The 15,316-nt window shown below is 68.5% G+C and carries 9 protein-coding genes; 2 read left to right on the top strand and 7 right to left on the bottom strand.

From position 1 onward, the window contains the following. Positions 1–4: 4 nt before the first annotated feature. From OG736_RS22345 to OG736_RS22335, 3 genes are all read right to left on the bottom strand, one after another. The gene (locus OG736_RS22345) at positions 5–1,720 is read right to left on the bottom strand and encodes a protein kinase family protein (protein ID WP_327184016.1); all 1,716 of its coding nucleotides are present in this window, start codon (positions 1,718–1,720) and stop codon (positions 5–7) included. 138 nt (positions 1,721–1,858) lie between these two features. Next, positions 1,859–4,132, bottom strand: coding sequence for a murein biosynthesis integral membrane protein MurJ (murJ, locus tag OG736_RS22340; RefSeq protein WP_327184015.1), 2,274 nt, complete (start codon positions 4,130–4,132; stop codon positions 1,859–1,861). Positions 4,133–4,176: 44 nt separating this feature from the next. Then, entirely contained in the window at positions 4,177–6,609 is a 2,433-nt protein-coding gene (locus OG736_RS22335) for a DUF6049 family protein (protein ID WP_327184014.1), read from the bottom strand. A gap of 257 nt (positions 6,610–6,866) precedes the next feature. Here OG736_RS22335 and OG736_RS22330 point away from each other — a divergent pair, with 257 nt between their 5' ends. Continuing rightward, the gene (locus tag OG736_RS22330) at positions 6,867–8,333 is read left to right on the top strand and encodes a CCA tRNA nucleotidyltransferase (protein WP_327184013.1); all 1,467 of its coding nucleotides are present in this window, start codon (positions 6,867–6,869) and stop codon (positions 8,331–8,333) included. Positions 8,334–8,444: 111 nt separating this feature from the next. On the opposite strand, the gene OG736_RS22325 is transcribed toward OG736_RS22330, so the two are convergent. From OG736_RS22325 to OG736_RS22310, 4 genes are all read right to left on the bottom strand, one after another. Next, positions 8,445–8,954, bottom strand: coding sequence for an LppU/SCO3897 family protein (locus OG736_RS22325; RefSeq protein ID WP_327184012.1), 510 nt, complete (start codon positions 8,952–8,954; stop codon positions 8,445–8,447). 114 nt (positions 8,955–9,068) lie between these two features. Continuing rightward, positions 9,069–10,346, bottom strand: coding sequence for an MFS transporter (locus OG736_RS22320; protein WP_327184011.1), 1,278 nt, complete (start codon positions 10,344–10,346; stop codon positions 9,069–9,071). Between the two features lie 96 nt (positions 10,347–10,442). After that, complete coding sequence (locus OG736_RS22315; protein WP_020130664.1) at positions 10,443–11,525, bottom strand: inositol-3-phosphate synthase; 1,083 nt, start codon at positions 11,523–11,525, stop codon at positions 10,443–10,445. 44 nt (positions 11,526–11,569) lie between these two features. Next, on the bottom strand, positions 11,570–12,253 hold the full coding sequence (locus OG736_RS22310; protein ID WP_020130665.1) for a PadR family transcriptional regulator: 684 nt from the start codon (positions 12,251–12,253) through the stop codon (positions 11,570–11,572). A gap of 353 nt (positions 12,254–12,606) precedes the next feature. Between OG736_RS22310 and OG736_RS22305 the strand changes: the two genes are divergently transcribed. Next, positions 12,607–15,285 (top strand): transglycosylase domain-containing protein, encoded by a 2,679-nt coding sequence (locus OG736_RS22305; protein WP_327184010.1) that lies wholly within the window; start codon positions 12,607–12,609, stop codon positions 15,283–15,285. Positions 15,286–15,316: the final 31 nt, after the last annotated feature.

Here is a 15,316-nt window from a genome sequence, read left to right as displayed (position 1 = left end):
GACGTCAGCCCGTGAACTTCACGTCGGTGATGGCCTGCTTGTAGCCGGGGTCGCTGTACTGATCGCCCGGCGCGAGCGGCGCGGCGGTGATCCATACGAGAACGTACCGCGTCTTCACCGGTGTCTTGGCGGAGATCTTCAGTTCCTGACCGGACGTCTTGGCGTCGGCGATCTTCGTCATGGACGTGAGGGACGCCGACGACGACAGCGAATCGGCCGCGTACAGGCTCGCGGCGGTGTAGTCGCCGCCGTAGCGAAGCCCTATCGAGGCTGCCGAGACGCTCTGCTCGGAACCGAGGTCGTAGACGATGCCCACGCCCTTCTTGAACGGCGCGAGCACGGGCCCGTCGTCGAAGGAGTACGACCGCCAGTACGTGGAGCTGTCGTTGTCGTACGTCAGCTTCGCGTCGTCGGGGTGCTGGGGCTTGCCGTCCGGGTAGTACTCGGCGGCATCCTGGATCTTGAGCGTCGTGACCGGCTTGGGCGCGGTGCTGTTCTTGTCGCCCTCGTCCGTCGTCTGGGTCTGGTTCGGGTCGTCGGACCGGTCCCGGTCCATCAGGGCGTCCGCCAGCTGCCAGCTGCCCAGGCCGAGGGCCGCGATGAGGAGGGCGGAGACCGCCCACTTCAGCGCCTTGCCGGTGCGGCTCTGCAGCGGGGGCGGCGGGGCCGCCACCTGCTGGGTGACACCCGGATGCGGCGAGGGGCGGCCGTAGGTGCCCTGCTGGTACGTCGTGCGCTGGTACTCGGGCGGGGCGGTGAACGCGGGCTCCGGCGGGCGGATGCGGGGCATCTCGCCGATCGCCTTCACCAGCTCCTCCGGCGTCGTGCAGGCGGCCTCGTGCCGGGAGGCGGTCGCGCCGTCGTTGACGAGGGCGCGCATCGACAGCTCCGACAGACCCCGGTGGACGCCGGCGCGCACCTGATCGGGGGCGATCAGACCGATGTCCTTGGGCAGCCCCGAGAGCCCGTAGGCGTCGTTCTCGTACGGCCAGCGCTGGGTGAGCGCCGCGTAGAGCAGGGCGCCGATCGCCTCGGTGTCGGTGCGCTGGGGGGTGTCGGTGGTGACGCCGCGCAGGGCGGCGTTCACCGCGAGGCCGCGGATGCGCCACTGGCCCGAGGAGGTGCGCAGGACGGCGTTGGGGTTCAGACGCAGATGTGCCAGGCCTTCGCGGTGGGCGGCGGCCATGGCGGAGGCGATCTGACTCACCATCTGGTAGGCGTCGTGCGGCTCCAGCGGGCCGGCCGCGAGCAACGCGGTCAGCTCGGTGGCGTCGGGCAGCCACTCGTGGACCACGTAGACGAGGTCGTTCTCCTCGACGGCGTCCAGCACTTGGACGAAGCGGGGATCGCCGAGCAGGGCGGACGAGCGGGCCGCTGCCAGCACCGAACGGGCCCGGGTGTGGTCTGCGGGCAGGATGTGGACACCCACGGCACGACGGAGTTTCTCGTCGACCGCACGCCAACTGCTGAAACCGTCCAGACGGGTGACGCACTCTTCGAGGCGATAGCGCCTGGCGAGCTTGTGACCACTGTGCAGTTCCGGCGGTGAGGCCTTTCCGGGACGCTCCGCCCCGCCGCTCCCCTGTGCCTCGTCGCTGTCCGTGTCCTGCTCCCGGTTCTTGACCACCCCGTCGGCCGTGGACTGGTCCGCTTGTGCGGTCAGCGGCTTGTCACCGCTGTTGTCTGCCACGTCGACGGCAGCTGTGCTCCGTTCCGCCACCGTCGTTCCTGCCTCCCCATTCAGTGCGCGCCGTCCGGCCTCGTGCGCGCCGTACGACGCCGAACCCAATTGTGCCCACAGTCCGCCGCTATGCACGACACGCGGCGGCGGACGATGGTTGTGCGCCTACCCCCTGACTCAGCGACCCAGGCGTCCGCGAACCATACCGACGAGCGAATTGAGCTCCTCGATGCGCATGCGGCGGGCGGCGACGAAGAAGATGCCGAGCAACAGCACCCCGCCGGCCAGCAGCGCGGCGAAGGAACCCAGGACGCCCTGGCCCAGGCTGTGGCCGATGCCGTAGCAGGCCGCGCCGCTGATCAGGGCGGCCGGAACGGAGGCGATGCACAGCCGGGCGTAGGTCCGCAGGACATGGGAGCCGTCGAGGTCGCCGCCGAGCCGCTTGCGCAGCCGGTTCCAGGCGACACCGACGCCGATCGCGTACGCCAGGCCGTAGGAGGCGGCCATGCCGACCACGGCCCAGCGGGCGGGAAGGACGAAGTAACAGAGTGCCGAGGCGCTTGCGTTGACCGCGGCAACGATGACCGTGTTGTAGAAGGGGGTCCGGGTGTCCTCGTAGGCGTAGAAGGCGCGCAGGACGACGTACTGCACGGAGTAGGGGATCAGGCCGAGGCCGAAGGCCATCAGCATGAAGCCCATGTTCGTGGCCTCGCTGGTGCCGGAGGAACCGAAGATCAGCGTGCACATCGGGATGCCGAGTGCGAGGAAGCCGAAGGCGATCGGGACGATCGCGACGGCCGTGGTGCGCAGGCCCTGGGAGATGTCGTCGCGGACCGCGCCGGCGTCGCCCTCGGCCGCCGAGCGGGAGATACGGGGCAACAGCGCGGCCATCAGGGAGACGGTGATGATGGCCTGCGGCAGTCCCCAGATCAGCTGGGCATTGGCGTAGGCGGCAAAGCCGGTGCCGTCGACCGGCGAGTCCTCGCCCGCCGACGTGGACAGCTGGGTGACGACGAGCGCGCCGGCCTGGTTGGCCAGGACGAACAGCACGGTCCACTTGGCGAGGGTCGCCGCCTTGCCGAGGCCGTGGCCCTTCCAGTCGAAGCGCAGCCGAAGGCGGAAACCGGTCTCGCGCAGGTACGGGATCATGGCGAGGGCCTGTACGACGAGGCCGAGCAGGATCCCGATGCCGAGGAGCCGCTCCCCCTCCGGCGGGATGGTCGTGACCTTCATGCCGGAGTCGGCGGAGGTGCCGTAGACCCAGATGAACATGCCCAGGGTCACGATGATGACGATGTTGTTCAGGACCGGCGTCCACATCATCGCGCCGAACTTGCCGCGCGCGTTGAGGATCTGTCCCATCACCACGTGAACGCCCATGAAGAAGATCGAGGGCAGGAAGTAGCGGACGAACGTGACGCCGACCTCGTTGGCCGCCGGGTTGCTGGCGACCGAGTCGGACAGCAGGCGGATCAGGACGGGCGCCGCGGCGATCGCGGCGACCGTGAGCAGGCCGAGCGCCACCATGACCAGCGTGAGCAGGCGGTTGGCGTACGCCTCGCCGCCGTCCTCGTCCTCCTTCATGGCCCGCACGAGCTGCGGCACGAAGACCGAGTTGAGGCCGCCGCCGACGGTCAGGATGTAGATCATCGTGGGCAGCTGGTAGGCGACCTGGAAGGTGTCGCCGAGCAGACCGACGCCCAGCGCCGAGACGATCAGCGCCGAGCGGACGAAGCCGGTGAGGCGGGACACCATCGTGCCCGCCGCCATGACGGCGCTGGACTTCAGCAGGCCACCGGCGCGTCCGCCCTTCTTCGCGGCAGGAGCGGGGGCGGCGGGGGGCGCGGCCGGCGTGGCGGTGAGGTTCATGGTCTGGTCCGCCGCGGACGACGCAGCGACCGGAGCCTGGTAGGCCGGTGCGGCTCCCTGTCCGCCCGGAGCGTGCGCCGGGCCGGGTACCGAAGGGGACTCCGCGGAGCGGGCGCCGCCCTGCTGCTGGTCCCTGAAGAGGTGGGCGAAGGCGTCGGGCTGGTGCTGCTCCTCGCTGGAGTGCGTGACCAGGTCGTCCACGCCCACGAACTGCGTCGTACGGGGGTCGTCGCCGTACGGCAGGTACTGGGTGGGGCCCTCCGGCTCGGGCGCCGGGGTCTGGGCCCACACCCGTGGGTCGGGGGCGTACGGGGACTGCGGGGGCCGCCCGTACAGCGGCTGCTGCGGCTGCTGCATGCCCGGCGGCGGCGGGGGGTGCGCGGCACGGTCGTAGAGCGCCTCGGCGACCGGGTCCTGCGCGGTGAGGTCCTGGGCCCGGTAGGGGTCCTGGTCGTAGGCGTCCTGGAGGTACATGTCCGCCGGGTGCTGCGGCGGCACCTGGCCATGCTCGGGCGGCGGGCCCTCGGGGTGGCCCGAGCCGCCCGCGGCCTGGCCGCGGTCACCGTCGTACGGCGCGTTCATGGTTACCCCACCTCATCGTCCCGGGCCCACCGGCCACGACTTCCTCAACGGTCCACTCTCTCACCCGTGCCGGACGGGTCGGCGCTTTCCACTGCGGTGTCCGGTGTCTCGTCACTCGGCTGCTCCGGGTCGGCTGCCCCTGCTCGGCCGCCGGACTCGTTCTCGGGACGATTCTCACGGTCCCCGGCGTTCTCCGGGCCGTCGGCGGGCTCGGCCGCCTCGTCGGCACCGTCCTCGCCTTCGGCACCGTTCTCGCCGTCTTCTTCGGTCTCGTCGGTCTCTTCCGCTTCCCGGGCCGCGGCGCGCTTGCGCTGGGTGTACATCCGGAAGCCGGCCAGCACGAGCAGCAGGACGCCGCCGCCGATGACCAGCATCACCGTGGCCGTGATCTCGGTGACCCGCACGTCGAAGGCGACCTCTTCGCCGTACTTCTGGCCGTCCTCGGTGTACAGCTGGGCGACCACCGTCGTCTGGCCGTTGACCTTGGCGGACGTGGTGAACTTCACCGTCGTGGTGTGCCCGCCGGAGACCGTCACCCGCTGCTCGGCGTAGGCCTCGTCGGAGATCTCGAGGCGGGTCGGGTTCTTCGAGGTGAGCCGCAGGACCAGGTGGTCGACGCCCTGCACCAGGTTGTTCTGCACGGTCACCGGGATCGTGGCGCTTCGTCCGGAGAGCTTGGTCTCGGACTTGTCGATCAGCTTGACCTGGCCGGTGAGCGTGTCGAGATAGGCCTGCACACCCTGACGGAACGAGCTCGCGGCGGTGCTCCGGCCCCGCCAGGACGTGGACATCTCACGGTTCATGGCCCGCCCGAAGGGGGTCACCACCCGGGCCTCGTTGGCGAGGATCACCTTGAAGTTGTCGAGCTTGTCCTGCGTGTACGCGATCTGCTCGAAAGCCGACCGGGGCAGCTCCTGCTTGCGCAGCGAGGAGGGGTACGCCGACCTCGACGGCACCTTGGTGGTGGCGCCCGGGTCGGGCTTGGCCTCGGCGGCTGCCGCGAGCTGCTGGGACTGCGACCAGGTGCCGCCCTGGAGGATGCTGACGGCCTCCGCCAGCGAGCGGGCCTGGCTCGTGGTCGGCATGCGCTGCGGGGCGACGACGGCGCTGCGCTGCTTGCCCGTCTGCAGGTTCAGGGCCAGGCTCTGCGCGAGGAACTCCTGCACGGCGAGCGTGGAGGTGGAGGCCTTGGTCAGATCGCCCTTGAACGCCGTCGACAGCCGCGCGTCCGCGACCACCGCCGTGGTGCCGCCGCCGATGGGCCGGGCCGCGGAGGGGGTGTAGGTGAGATCGCCGTTCTCCGCCAGGCTGTCGCTGCGCGCGATCACCTTGTCGGCGCCTGCCGAGGTGGCGACCTTGACGATCGACGGGTCGACGGCGCCGTCCACCGGCCAGGCGAAGTCGGTGTTCGGGGTCACATGGAGCACGGTCTCCACGGTGGTGGCGGCGACGTCGGTGGCCGCCTTGAGCTGGCTCAGGGAGCCGGCGACGCCGGTGCCGTTGTGGGCGAGCGAGGCCAGGTCGGGATCGGCGAAGGGCAGCGCCACGACCTCCTTGCCCAGCACCGCCTCCTGGAGATCGTCGAGCCACTGCTTGGCGACCGCCTGGTGGGTGCCGGCCGTGGTGGTGTCCCCGTCGCCCCGGACCCGGTAGTTGCCGGTCATGGCGTCGACGGACGCCAGCAGGTCCGGGTCGATCACCCAGGTGACGTCGAGCTCCTTGCCCAGGCTCAGAAGCTGTTCCAGGCGTCCGCCGGGCGAGAGCTCCTTGGCCAGGTCGTCGTTGAGGAAGACCGGTGTCTGCTGCGCGTTGGAACCGGTTTCCGCCGACATGTGGACGGTGGAGACCAGCGGCCACAGCACCGTCGTTCTGGTCGGGGTGTCCGCCTCCTCGGGCTGCCACGGCAGGAAGGTCCGCTGGACGCCCAGCACCTGCTCCCACGGCTGCGCGGACGTCTCGCCCGCGAGGGAGACACCGAGCGGGTAGACGCCGTCGTCGTCCAGGTCGAGCTTGTCGACCGGGACGGAGATGCTGAAGTGCTCGGACACGCCCGGTGTGAGCTTGGCGAACTCGGTTACGTACTTGCCGCCCACCTCGGAGCCGTCATTGCCGGAGAGGGCGTCCGCGCGCTTGGCGGCACTGTCGATCGCCGAGCGGGTGGTGAGCGCGGAACCCACTCGCAGACCCACGTGGGCGTCGGTGACCGCCTGCTTGCCGTTGTTGGTGACCGTGCCGGAGACAGTCAGGGTGTCCCCGTCGGTGGGAGCGGCGGGGCTGAGCGAGTCGACGGTGACAGCCACCGTGCCGGCGTCGGAGGCCTCCTTGGCGGAGGTCTGGCCGACAGCCTGCGCGGGGGTGGCGGGCAGCTGGAGAAGACCGGCCAGCAGGGGCGCCCCGGCGAGCAGTGCGCCGGTGCGCCGCAGCCACCGGCGGGCAGGTGAGGGAGTCATCCCCGGAAAGTCTGCCGCCTCGGCCACGCGTTCGCCCGTCCCTCGTCGTCGTCAGTGGTCGTCGGAATGTGCGTCCACGCATGGTAACGATGCGCGCTGAGGGGAAGTGCCGCGGACTGCTCCACAAGATCGTGGAAGCCGGTCGAATCGTCCGCTATCTATGTGTATGAGAATGAGTGGTGCTGTAGACGCCAAGAGCCCGTCTTGCCCGGCTATCGCGAGTGATGTCCGCTCACCCAAATCGGGGCGCCCCGGGTCGGCCGGGCCACGTACCCTCTTCTGTTGTGCCGAACGCCAATGAAGACAATCTCAGCGTCCTGAACCAGGTGCAGCACCGCGCGGTCAGTGAACTGCTGCGGGTCGCCCCTGTCGCCGACGACCTCGCCCGCCGTTTCCAGGAGGCCGGGTTCTCTCTCGCCCTGGTCGGCGGCTCGGTCCGGGACGCGCTGCTCGGCCGGCTCGGCAATGACCTGGACTTCACGACGGACGCCCGCCCCGAGGACGTACTGAAGATCGTCCGGCCATGGGCGGACGCCGTGTGGGAGGTCGGGATCGCGTTCGGCACCGTCGGGGTCCAGAAGGACGCCCGCGTCGGAGACGTCGATCGATGCTTCCAGATCGAGGTCACCACCTACCGCTCGGAGGCCTACGACCGCACCTCGCGCAAGCCCGAGGTGTCGTACGGCGACTCCATCGAGCAGGACCTCGTCCGGCGAGACTTCACCGTGAACGCCATGGCCGTGGCGCTCCCCGAGAAGGAGTTCATCGACCCGCACGGTGGCCTCGAGGACCTCGCGGCACGTGTGCTGCGCACTCCGGGTACGCCGGAGGAGTCCTTCTCGGACGACCCGCTGCGCATGATGCGCGCCGCCCGCTTCGCCGCCCAGCTCGACTTCGAGGTCGGCCCCGAGGTCGTCACGGCGATGAAGGAGATGGCCGGCCGCATCGAGATCGTCTCCGCCGAGCGGGTACGGGACGAGCTGAACAAGCTGGTCCTGTCCGCGAACCCGCGCAAGGGGCTGTCGCTGCTGGTCGACACCGGCATCGCCGACCATGTGCTGCCCGAGCTGCCCGCGCTGCGGCTGGAGAGCGACGAACACCACCGGCACAAGGACGTCTACGAACACACCTTGATCGTCCTCGAGCAGGCGATCGCCCTGGAGGAGAACGGCCCCGACCTGACTCTGCGGCTGGCCGCGCTGCTGCACGACATCGGCAAGCCGCGCACCCGCCGCTTCGAGAACGACGGCCGCGTCTCGTTCCACCACCACGAGGTGGTCGGAATGAAGATGACGAAGAAGCGCATGACAGCTCTGAAGTACTCCAACGAGCTGGTGAAGGACGTCTCCCGACTGGTCGAACTGCACCTTCGCTTCCACGGGTACGGCACCGGTGAGTGGACGGACTCCGCGGTGCGTCGCTATGTGCGGGACGCGGGACCGCTCCTCGACCGTCTGCACAAGCTGACCCGCTCGGACTGCACGACGCGGAACAAGCGCAGGGCGGCCGCGCTCTCGAGGGCATACGACGGGCTGGAGGAGCGCATCTCCCAGCTGAAGGAGCGGGAGGAACTGGACGCGATCCGCCCCGACCTCGACGGCAACCAGATCATGGAGATTCTGGGCGTCGGTCCTGGACCCGCCATCGGCAAGGCGTACAAGCACCTGTTGGAACTGCGCCTGGAGAACGGGCCGATGGAACACGACGCGGCAGTGGCGGCGCTCAAGGAGTGGTGGGCCGAGCAGGGCTGAGTCCGGGGAGGGCGGTCATGTTTCACGTGAAACATGACCCCGGCGACGCGGCAGGCGCACATGCGAAGGGGCGGTGTTTCACGTGAAACACCGCCCCTCTCAGCAACTGCCTTACTTCGAGTAGTCCTTCAGGCAGAGCAGGAAGTTACTGCCGTCACCGGTCTCGGTGTACGAGTACTGGAAGTCCTTGGCCTTCTCCTCGCACTTGCTGTCGGCCGTGAGCGCGGTGTACGTGCCCTCGACCTTCGCCAGCACGATGTACTGCGCCTGCGAGGAGTCGCACTTGACGACCTCGAGGTCGGGGTTGTCGTCGCTGCTGCTGCCTCGGTGCATGCAGTCGCCGACCGCCGCAGTGTTGGCGTCGTCCTGGCTGGATATGTAGGCGGCGATACCCACGCCGATGACAGCCAGAACGATGACGACGTTCTTGATCAGCTTGAAGCTGACCTTGCGGCGGGGCTGCTCCGGCGGGACCGCACCGTAGGGAGCGGCGCCCGGCTGCGGGTAGCCGGGCTGCGGCGGGTACGGCGCCTGGCCCTGGGGCTGGCCCTGGGGCTGGCCGTAGGGCTGCTGGCCCTGCTGCGCGAACGGGTTCTGGCCGTGGGGCGGCGGAGTCGACACTTGGAGGTCCCCCTAGAAAACTTTAGACGTGTGGCGCGAAATCACTCGCGAAGTAAGACTCACGTAAGTTACCGGCCCCCACTGACAACCCTGTAGCCGGAGCCGGAGTCTGTGTCATTGATGTGACACTTTCCGGCGCTCAAAGCGGGCCATAGCGGCAGCAACTGTTCCGTAGATAACGGCGACCGTGACCACCAATGCGGTGGAACGTCCGTCAGGCGGCAGCATCAGTGCGGCGACGGCCGCGGCGCCGACGAAAGCGACGTTGAACAGGACGTCGTAGAGAGAGAAGATCCGGCCGCGGAAGCCGTCCTGCACGGACGACTGGACGATGGTGTCGGTGGCGATCTTCGCGCCCTGGGTGACCAGCCCCAGCACGAAGGCCGCGGCGAATGTGGTGGCCTGGGTGAACGGCGGCATGAGGGCGAGCACCAGGGCAGCTGCGGCCGCGGAGCAGACGACGATCCAGCGGGCCGGGCCCAGTCGTCCCGCAGCCGACGGGGTGACCACAGCGGCGACGAAGAAGCCGACGCCGGAGACTCCTACCGCCAGCCCCAGCAGGGCCAGCCCGTCGTCCGGGTCGGACGACCACGCGTACCGGCACAGCATCAGCACCATGACGGTCAGGGCGCCGTAGGAGAACCGCATCAGGGAGATCGAGCCGAGCGCCCAGGCGGCCTCCCTGCGCTTCGGGTCGGCCAGGTGACGCAGGCCCGCCGAAAGGCCGCGGGCGGTGCCTCTGAGCGCGCTTGCCAGCCTGGGCTGCACCAGATCACGGTCGGGGCCGAGCAGATCCGCGGCCATGGCCAGGGAGGCGAGCGCGGCGGACAGGTACAGCGCGCAGCCCAGCAGCACCACCGCGGCATCGGAGTCCGCCACCACCAGCCGGACGACGAAGGCGAGACCGCCGCCCGCGACCGCGGCCAGCGTGCCGGCGGTCGGGGAGAGGGAGTTGGCCATCACCAGGCGCTCGCCATCGACGACGCGCGGCAGGGCCGCCGAAAGGCCGGCGAGGACGAAGCGGTTGACCGCGGTGACGCACAGCGCGGAGACGTAGAAGAGCCAGTCGGGGACATGGCCGATCATCAGGACGGCCGTCACGGAGGCCAGCAGGGCGCGCAGCAGGTTGCCGTAGAGGAAGACCTGTCGGCGGCGCCAGCGGTCCAGCAGGACACCGGCGAAGGGGCCGACGAGGGAGTACGGCAGCAGCAGGACCGCCATGGCGGAGGCGATCGCGCCGGCGGATGTCTGTTTCTCCGGGGAGAAGACGACATAGGTGGCGAGCGCGACCTGGTAGACGCCGTCTGCGCACTGGGAGAGCAGCCGCACCGCGAGCAGTCGCCGGAAGTTCCCGAAGCGCAGCAGGATGCGCAGATCACGGACGACGGCCATGGGGCCCAGCCTCACATACGGGGAGGGTCCCCGGGTCACATGTGACCCGGGGACCCTTCTCAGCCCTGGCAGGAGCGAATTTTCCGTCGGGTCGAGTTAGCGCTCGACCTCGCCGCGGATGAACTTCTCGACGTTCGCGTAGGCCTCGTCGTCGAAGTACTGGACCGGCGGGGACTTCATGAAGTACGAGGACGCCGACAGGATCGGGCCGCCGATGCCGCGGTCCTTGGCGATCTTCGCGGCGCGCAGGGCGTCGATGATGACACCCGCGGAGTTCGGGGAGTCCCAGACCTCGAGCTTGTACTCCAGGTTCAGCGGGACGTCACCGAACGCACGGCCCTCGAGGCGGACGTACGCCCACTTGCGGTCGTCCAGCCAGGCCACGTAGTCCGAGGGACCGATGTGGACGTTCTTCTCGCCCAGGTCGCGGTCGGGGATCTGCGAGGTGACGGCCTGCGTCTTCGAGATCTTCTTGGACTCGAGGCGGTCGCGCTCCAGCATGTTCTTGAAGTCCATGTTGCCGCCGACGTTGAGCTGCATGGTGCGCTCGAGCCGGACACCGCGGTCCTCGAACAGCTTCGCCATCACACGGTGCGTGATGGTGGCGCCGACCTGGGACTTGATGTCGTCACCGACGATCGGGACGCCCGCCTCGGTGAACTTGTCCGCCCACTCCTTGGTGCCGGCGATGAAGACCGGAAGGGCGTTGACGAACGCGACCTTGGCGTCGATGGCGGCCTGGGCGTAGAACTTCGCCGCGTTCTCGGAACCGACGGGCAGGTAGCAGACGAGAACGTCGACCTGGCGGTCCTTGAGGATCTGGACGATGTCGACCGGGGCCTCGGCGGACTCCTCGATGGTCTCGCGGTAGTACTTACCGAGACCGTCCAGGGTGTGGCCGCGCTGGACCGTGATGCCCTTGTTCGGGACGTCGCAGATCTTGATGGTGTTGTTCTCGCTGGCACCGATGGCGTCCGAGAGGTCGAGGCCGACCTTCTTCGCGTCGACGTCGAAGGCGGCGACGAACTCGACGTCACCGACGTGGTAGTCGCCGAACTGCACGTGCATCAGACCCGGGACCTTGGACGCCGGGTCGGCGTCCTTGTAGTACTCGACGCCCTGCACCAGCGAGGCGGCGCAGTTGCCTACGCCGACGATGGCTACGCGAACCGAACCCATTCCGGTTGCTCCCTGTGTGTACGAGTGAGGCCCTGAATGGGCGCTCACGTGGCGGTTTCGTCGGGCAGATCCGCCCCGGGGGTGTCCCCGGGGCGGGGCAGGCCGCCCGTCGATCCAGATGTGGTGTTCTGTTGAGCGGACCCCCCGGAAGCGGGACCTGTCAGGTCCCGTCCGGCCCGCTCGCTCTCGATGAGCTCGTTCAGCCAGCGCACTTCGCGCTCCACGGACTCCATACCGTGGCGCTGCAGCTCAAGCGTGTAGTCGTCGAGGCGCTCCCGGGTGCGCGCCAGGGAGGCGCGCATCTTCTCGAGGCGCTCCTCCAGCCGGCTGCGACGGCCCTCGAGTACGCGCATGCGAACATCGCGCGACGTCTGTCCGAAGAAGGCGAAACGAGCGGCGAAGTGTTCGTCCTCGTACGCGTCGGGACCCGTCTGCGAGAGCAGATCCTCGAAGTGCTCCTTACCCTCCGCCGTCAACCGGTAGACGATCTTGGCGCGACGCCCTGCGAGTGGAGCGGCGAGGGCGTCCTCGTGGGTGTTTCCCGGTTCCTCGATCAACCAGCCGTTGGTGACCAGCGTCTTGAGGCAGGGGTAGAGCGTGCCGTAGCTGAACGCACGGAACACACCCAGTGACGTATTGAGCCGTTTGCGCAGCTCATAGCCGTGCATCGGAGACTCGCGGAGAAGGCCGAGGACGGCGAACTCGAGGATCCCGGCACGCCGGCTCATCGTCGCCTCCTCTCGGCCTTATGTCGCGCTGATGTATCGACTCGATACATCACGACGATAGAACGGCGTTCCGGATGCGACAAGAGGGGAGAAGGTGAACGGGATCACATCACCGATTCATTGAGGGCAAGTTGCCTGGTTTGGGATGAACTTCGGGGCTAGGCGGGTTTTGACGGTGCGTAGTCTGTGCGCCATGCACACCACCGGGACCCATGAGACGCCGGGGGGCGTCGAGGTCCTCGGTGCAGTACGGGTGAATGCGCGACCGACCGCATCCGTACTTCGGGGGGACAGGAAACCAGCCGCCTTTTCCAGGCGCGCACGGATGCGCCTGCCCGAGGAGTAATCGTTCGATGAGCGAGCACCGTCGCAAACCGCCGCAGCCGCAGGGAGGCGGACGTGCCGCGGCCCGACGCGGCCAGTCCGGTCCGTCCTCCGGCCGCCGCGCGGCACCGCGAGGCGCCACCGGATCTCCTGCCGACTACGGGCTGGGTCACGGGGCCGGAGGCGAGGAGCAGTCGCACGGCAGCCGTGCCGACGCCCGGCGCGCGTCCCAGAGGGACTCGGGCGGGCGGCGCAGAGCGGCCGAGCCCACAGGGGGCCGCCGCGGAGCCCCGACCGGCCCCGGACGGGGCAGAGGGCGCCCTGCGCCCGACAGCAAGCGCCTGATCGACTACCCGCGCGCCGGCAAGTACGGCTGGCAGCGCTGGATGCCGTCCTGGAAGCTCGTCGCCGGCCTGTTCGTCGGCTTCGTGGGCAGCCTGGTGGCCGTTGCGGGCATCGGGTACGCCATGGTGGGCATCCCGGATGTCGCCAAGACGGCGACGGCGCAGAACAACGTCTACTACTGGAAGGACGGCAGCCAGATGGTTGCCACCGGTGGTGAGACGAACCGGCAGAACATCGACCTCTCGCAGATCCCGGAGGAGATGCGCTGGGCGGTGATCTCGCAGGAGAACAAGACCTTCTACGACGACAGCGGCATCGACCCCAAGGGCATCGCCCGTGCCGTGTTCAACATGGCGAGGGGCGGCCAGACGCAGGGTGGATCGACGATCACCCAGCAGTACGTCAAGAACGCCATGCTGAACGACCAGTCGCAGACGATCTCCCGGAAGTTCAAGGAGATCTTCGTGTCCATCAAGGTGGGCGCCGAGGTCGACAAGGACCAGATCATGGCCGGCTACCTGAACTCCGCGTACTACGGGCGCAACGCCTACGGAATCCAGGCCGCCTCCCGCGCGTACTTCAACAAGGACGCGATCAAGCTCAACCCCGGCGAGTGCGCGTTCCTGGCCGCCATGCTGAAGGGCGCCACGTACTACGACCCCGCCGGCTCGACGTCGGTCGACCCGGTCGGCGCCACGCCCGCGGCCAACAGCAAGCGTGCCCTGCTCCAGATGCAGGACACCCTCGACAAGATGGTCGAGTACGGCCATCTGAAGGCCTCGGTGCGGGCCGGGTACACCGCCCTCCCCGACTGGCAGAACCCCCGCTCCAACACCGACCTGAAGGGCCAGGTCGGCTACCTCGTCGACCTCGCCAACGGTTACCTGGTCACCAACAGCAAGAAGACCGGGATCACCCAGGACCTGCTCCAGCAGGGCGGCTACTCGATCTACACGACCTTCGACAAGAACAAGGTCAAGGAGCTCGAGGAGTCGGTCACGAAGGTTCAGAAGGCCAACATCAAGCCGAAGGAACGACCGGACACGGACACGCACGTCCAGTTCGGCGGGGCGTCCGTGGAACCGGACACCGGTGCCATCCGGGCCATCTACGGCGGTGAGGACGCGACCAAGCACTTCACCGACAACGCCGACCAGACCGGTGCCCAGGTCGGTTCGACGTTCAAGCCGTTCGTGCTGGCCGCCGCGATGACGTGGGGTGTACGGGATCCGGATCTTGGGTCGTCGCAGGCGCAGGACGAACGCACCATCGTGTCGCCCAAGAGCCTGTTCAGCGGCAAGAACAAGCTCAAGATCGAGAACTACGACGGTTCGGTCTGGAAGAACGAGAAGGGCGAGGAGTGGCTTCAGACCAATGACGGCAACGTCTCTCTGGGGACTCCGCCCAAGTACAAGATCGACCTCCGGGAGGCGATGCGCGAGTCGGTGAACTCCGCCTTCGTGCAGCTCGGCATGGACGTCGGTCTGGACAAGGTGAAGGAATCCGCCGTGAGCGCGGGCCTGAAGGAGTCCAGCCTGACCAACAGCGGCTTCCCGTCGTTCTCGATCGGTATCTCCGACCCGAGCGCGATCCGGATGGCGGGTGCGTACGGCACCTTCGCCGCCAGCGGCAAGCAGCGTGATCCCTACTCCGTGGAGAAGGTCACGAGCGAGAAGGGCCAGATCTTCACGCACGAGACCGAGACGAAGCAGGCGTTCACCGCGAAGGTCGCCGACAACGTCACGGACGTCCTGAAGACCGTGGTCGAGAAGGGCACCGGTACCAACGCCCAGCTGCCCGGCCGCGAGGTGGCCGGCAAGACCGGCACCACCGACGGCAACAAGTCGGCCTGGTTCGTGGGCTACACCCCGCAGCTGTCGACCGCGGTCACGATGTTCCGCTACGACGACGACGAGTCGAACAAGAACCGCACGTTCCTGGAGATGTTCGGAACAGGTGGCCAGGAGAAGATCCACGGCGCCTCGTTCCCGGCGCAGATCTGGCACGACTACATGGCCGAGGCGCTGAAGGGCACGAAGGCGAAGGACTTCCCGGAGCCCCAGCCGATCGGCGAGGTCGTCAACGCGGAACCGTCCCCGACTCCGACGCCGTCGGTCACCGAGACCGAAGAGGAGTCGCCGTCGCCGTCCGCGTCTCCCAGTGAGACGGAGGTCGAGCCCTCGCCTTCGGCGTCCGAGACCTGCTCGAACTTCTTCGACTGCCAGGACGACAGCGCAGGGACGACCGACGGAAACGACAACGGCGGAACAGGGGAGACCACTCCGACACCGACGGCCACGGAGTCGGACGGCAACAGCAGAGGGAACGGAAACGGTGGCTTCTTCGGAGGCCCGGGCGGTTAGCCGCACAGTCGTCCAGCTTGGGCGTTTCACG

The sequence above is a fragment of the Streptomyces sp. NBC_01334 genome (assembly GCF_035983595.1).
Taxonomy (GTDB): Bacteria; Actinomycetota; Actinomycetes; order Streptomycetales; family Streptomycetaceae; genus Streptomyces; species Streptomyces coriariae.
This window is presented reverse-complemented; position numbering and strand designations above follow the sequence as displayed.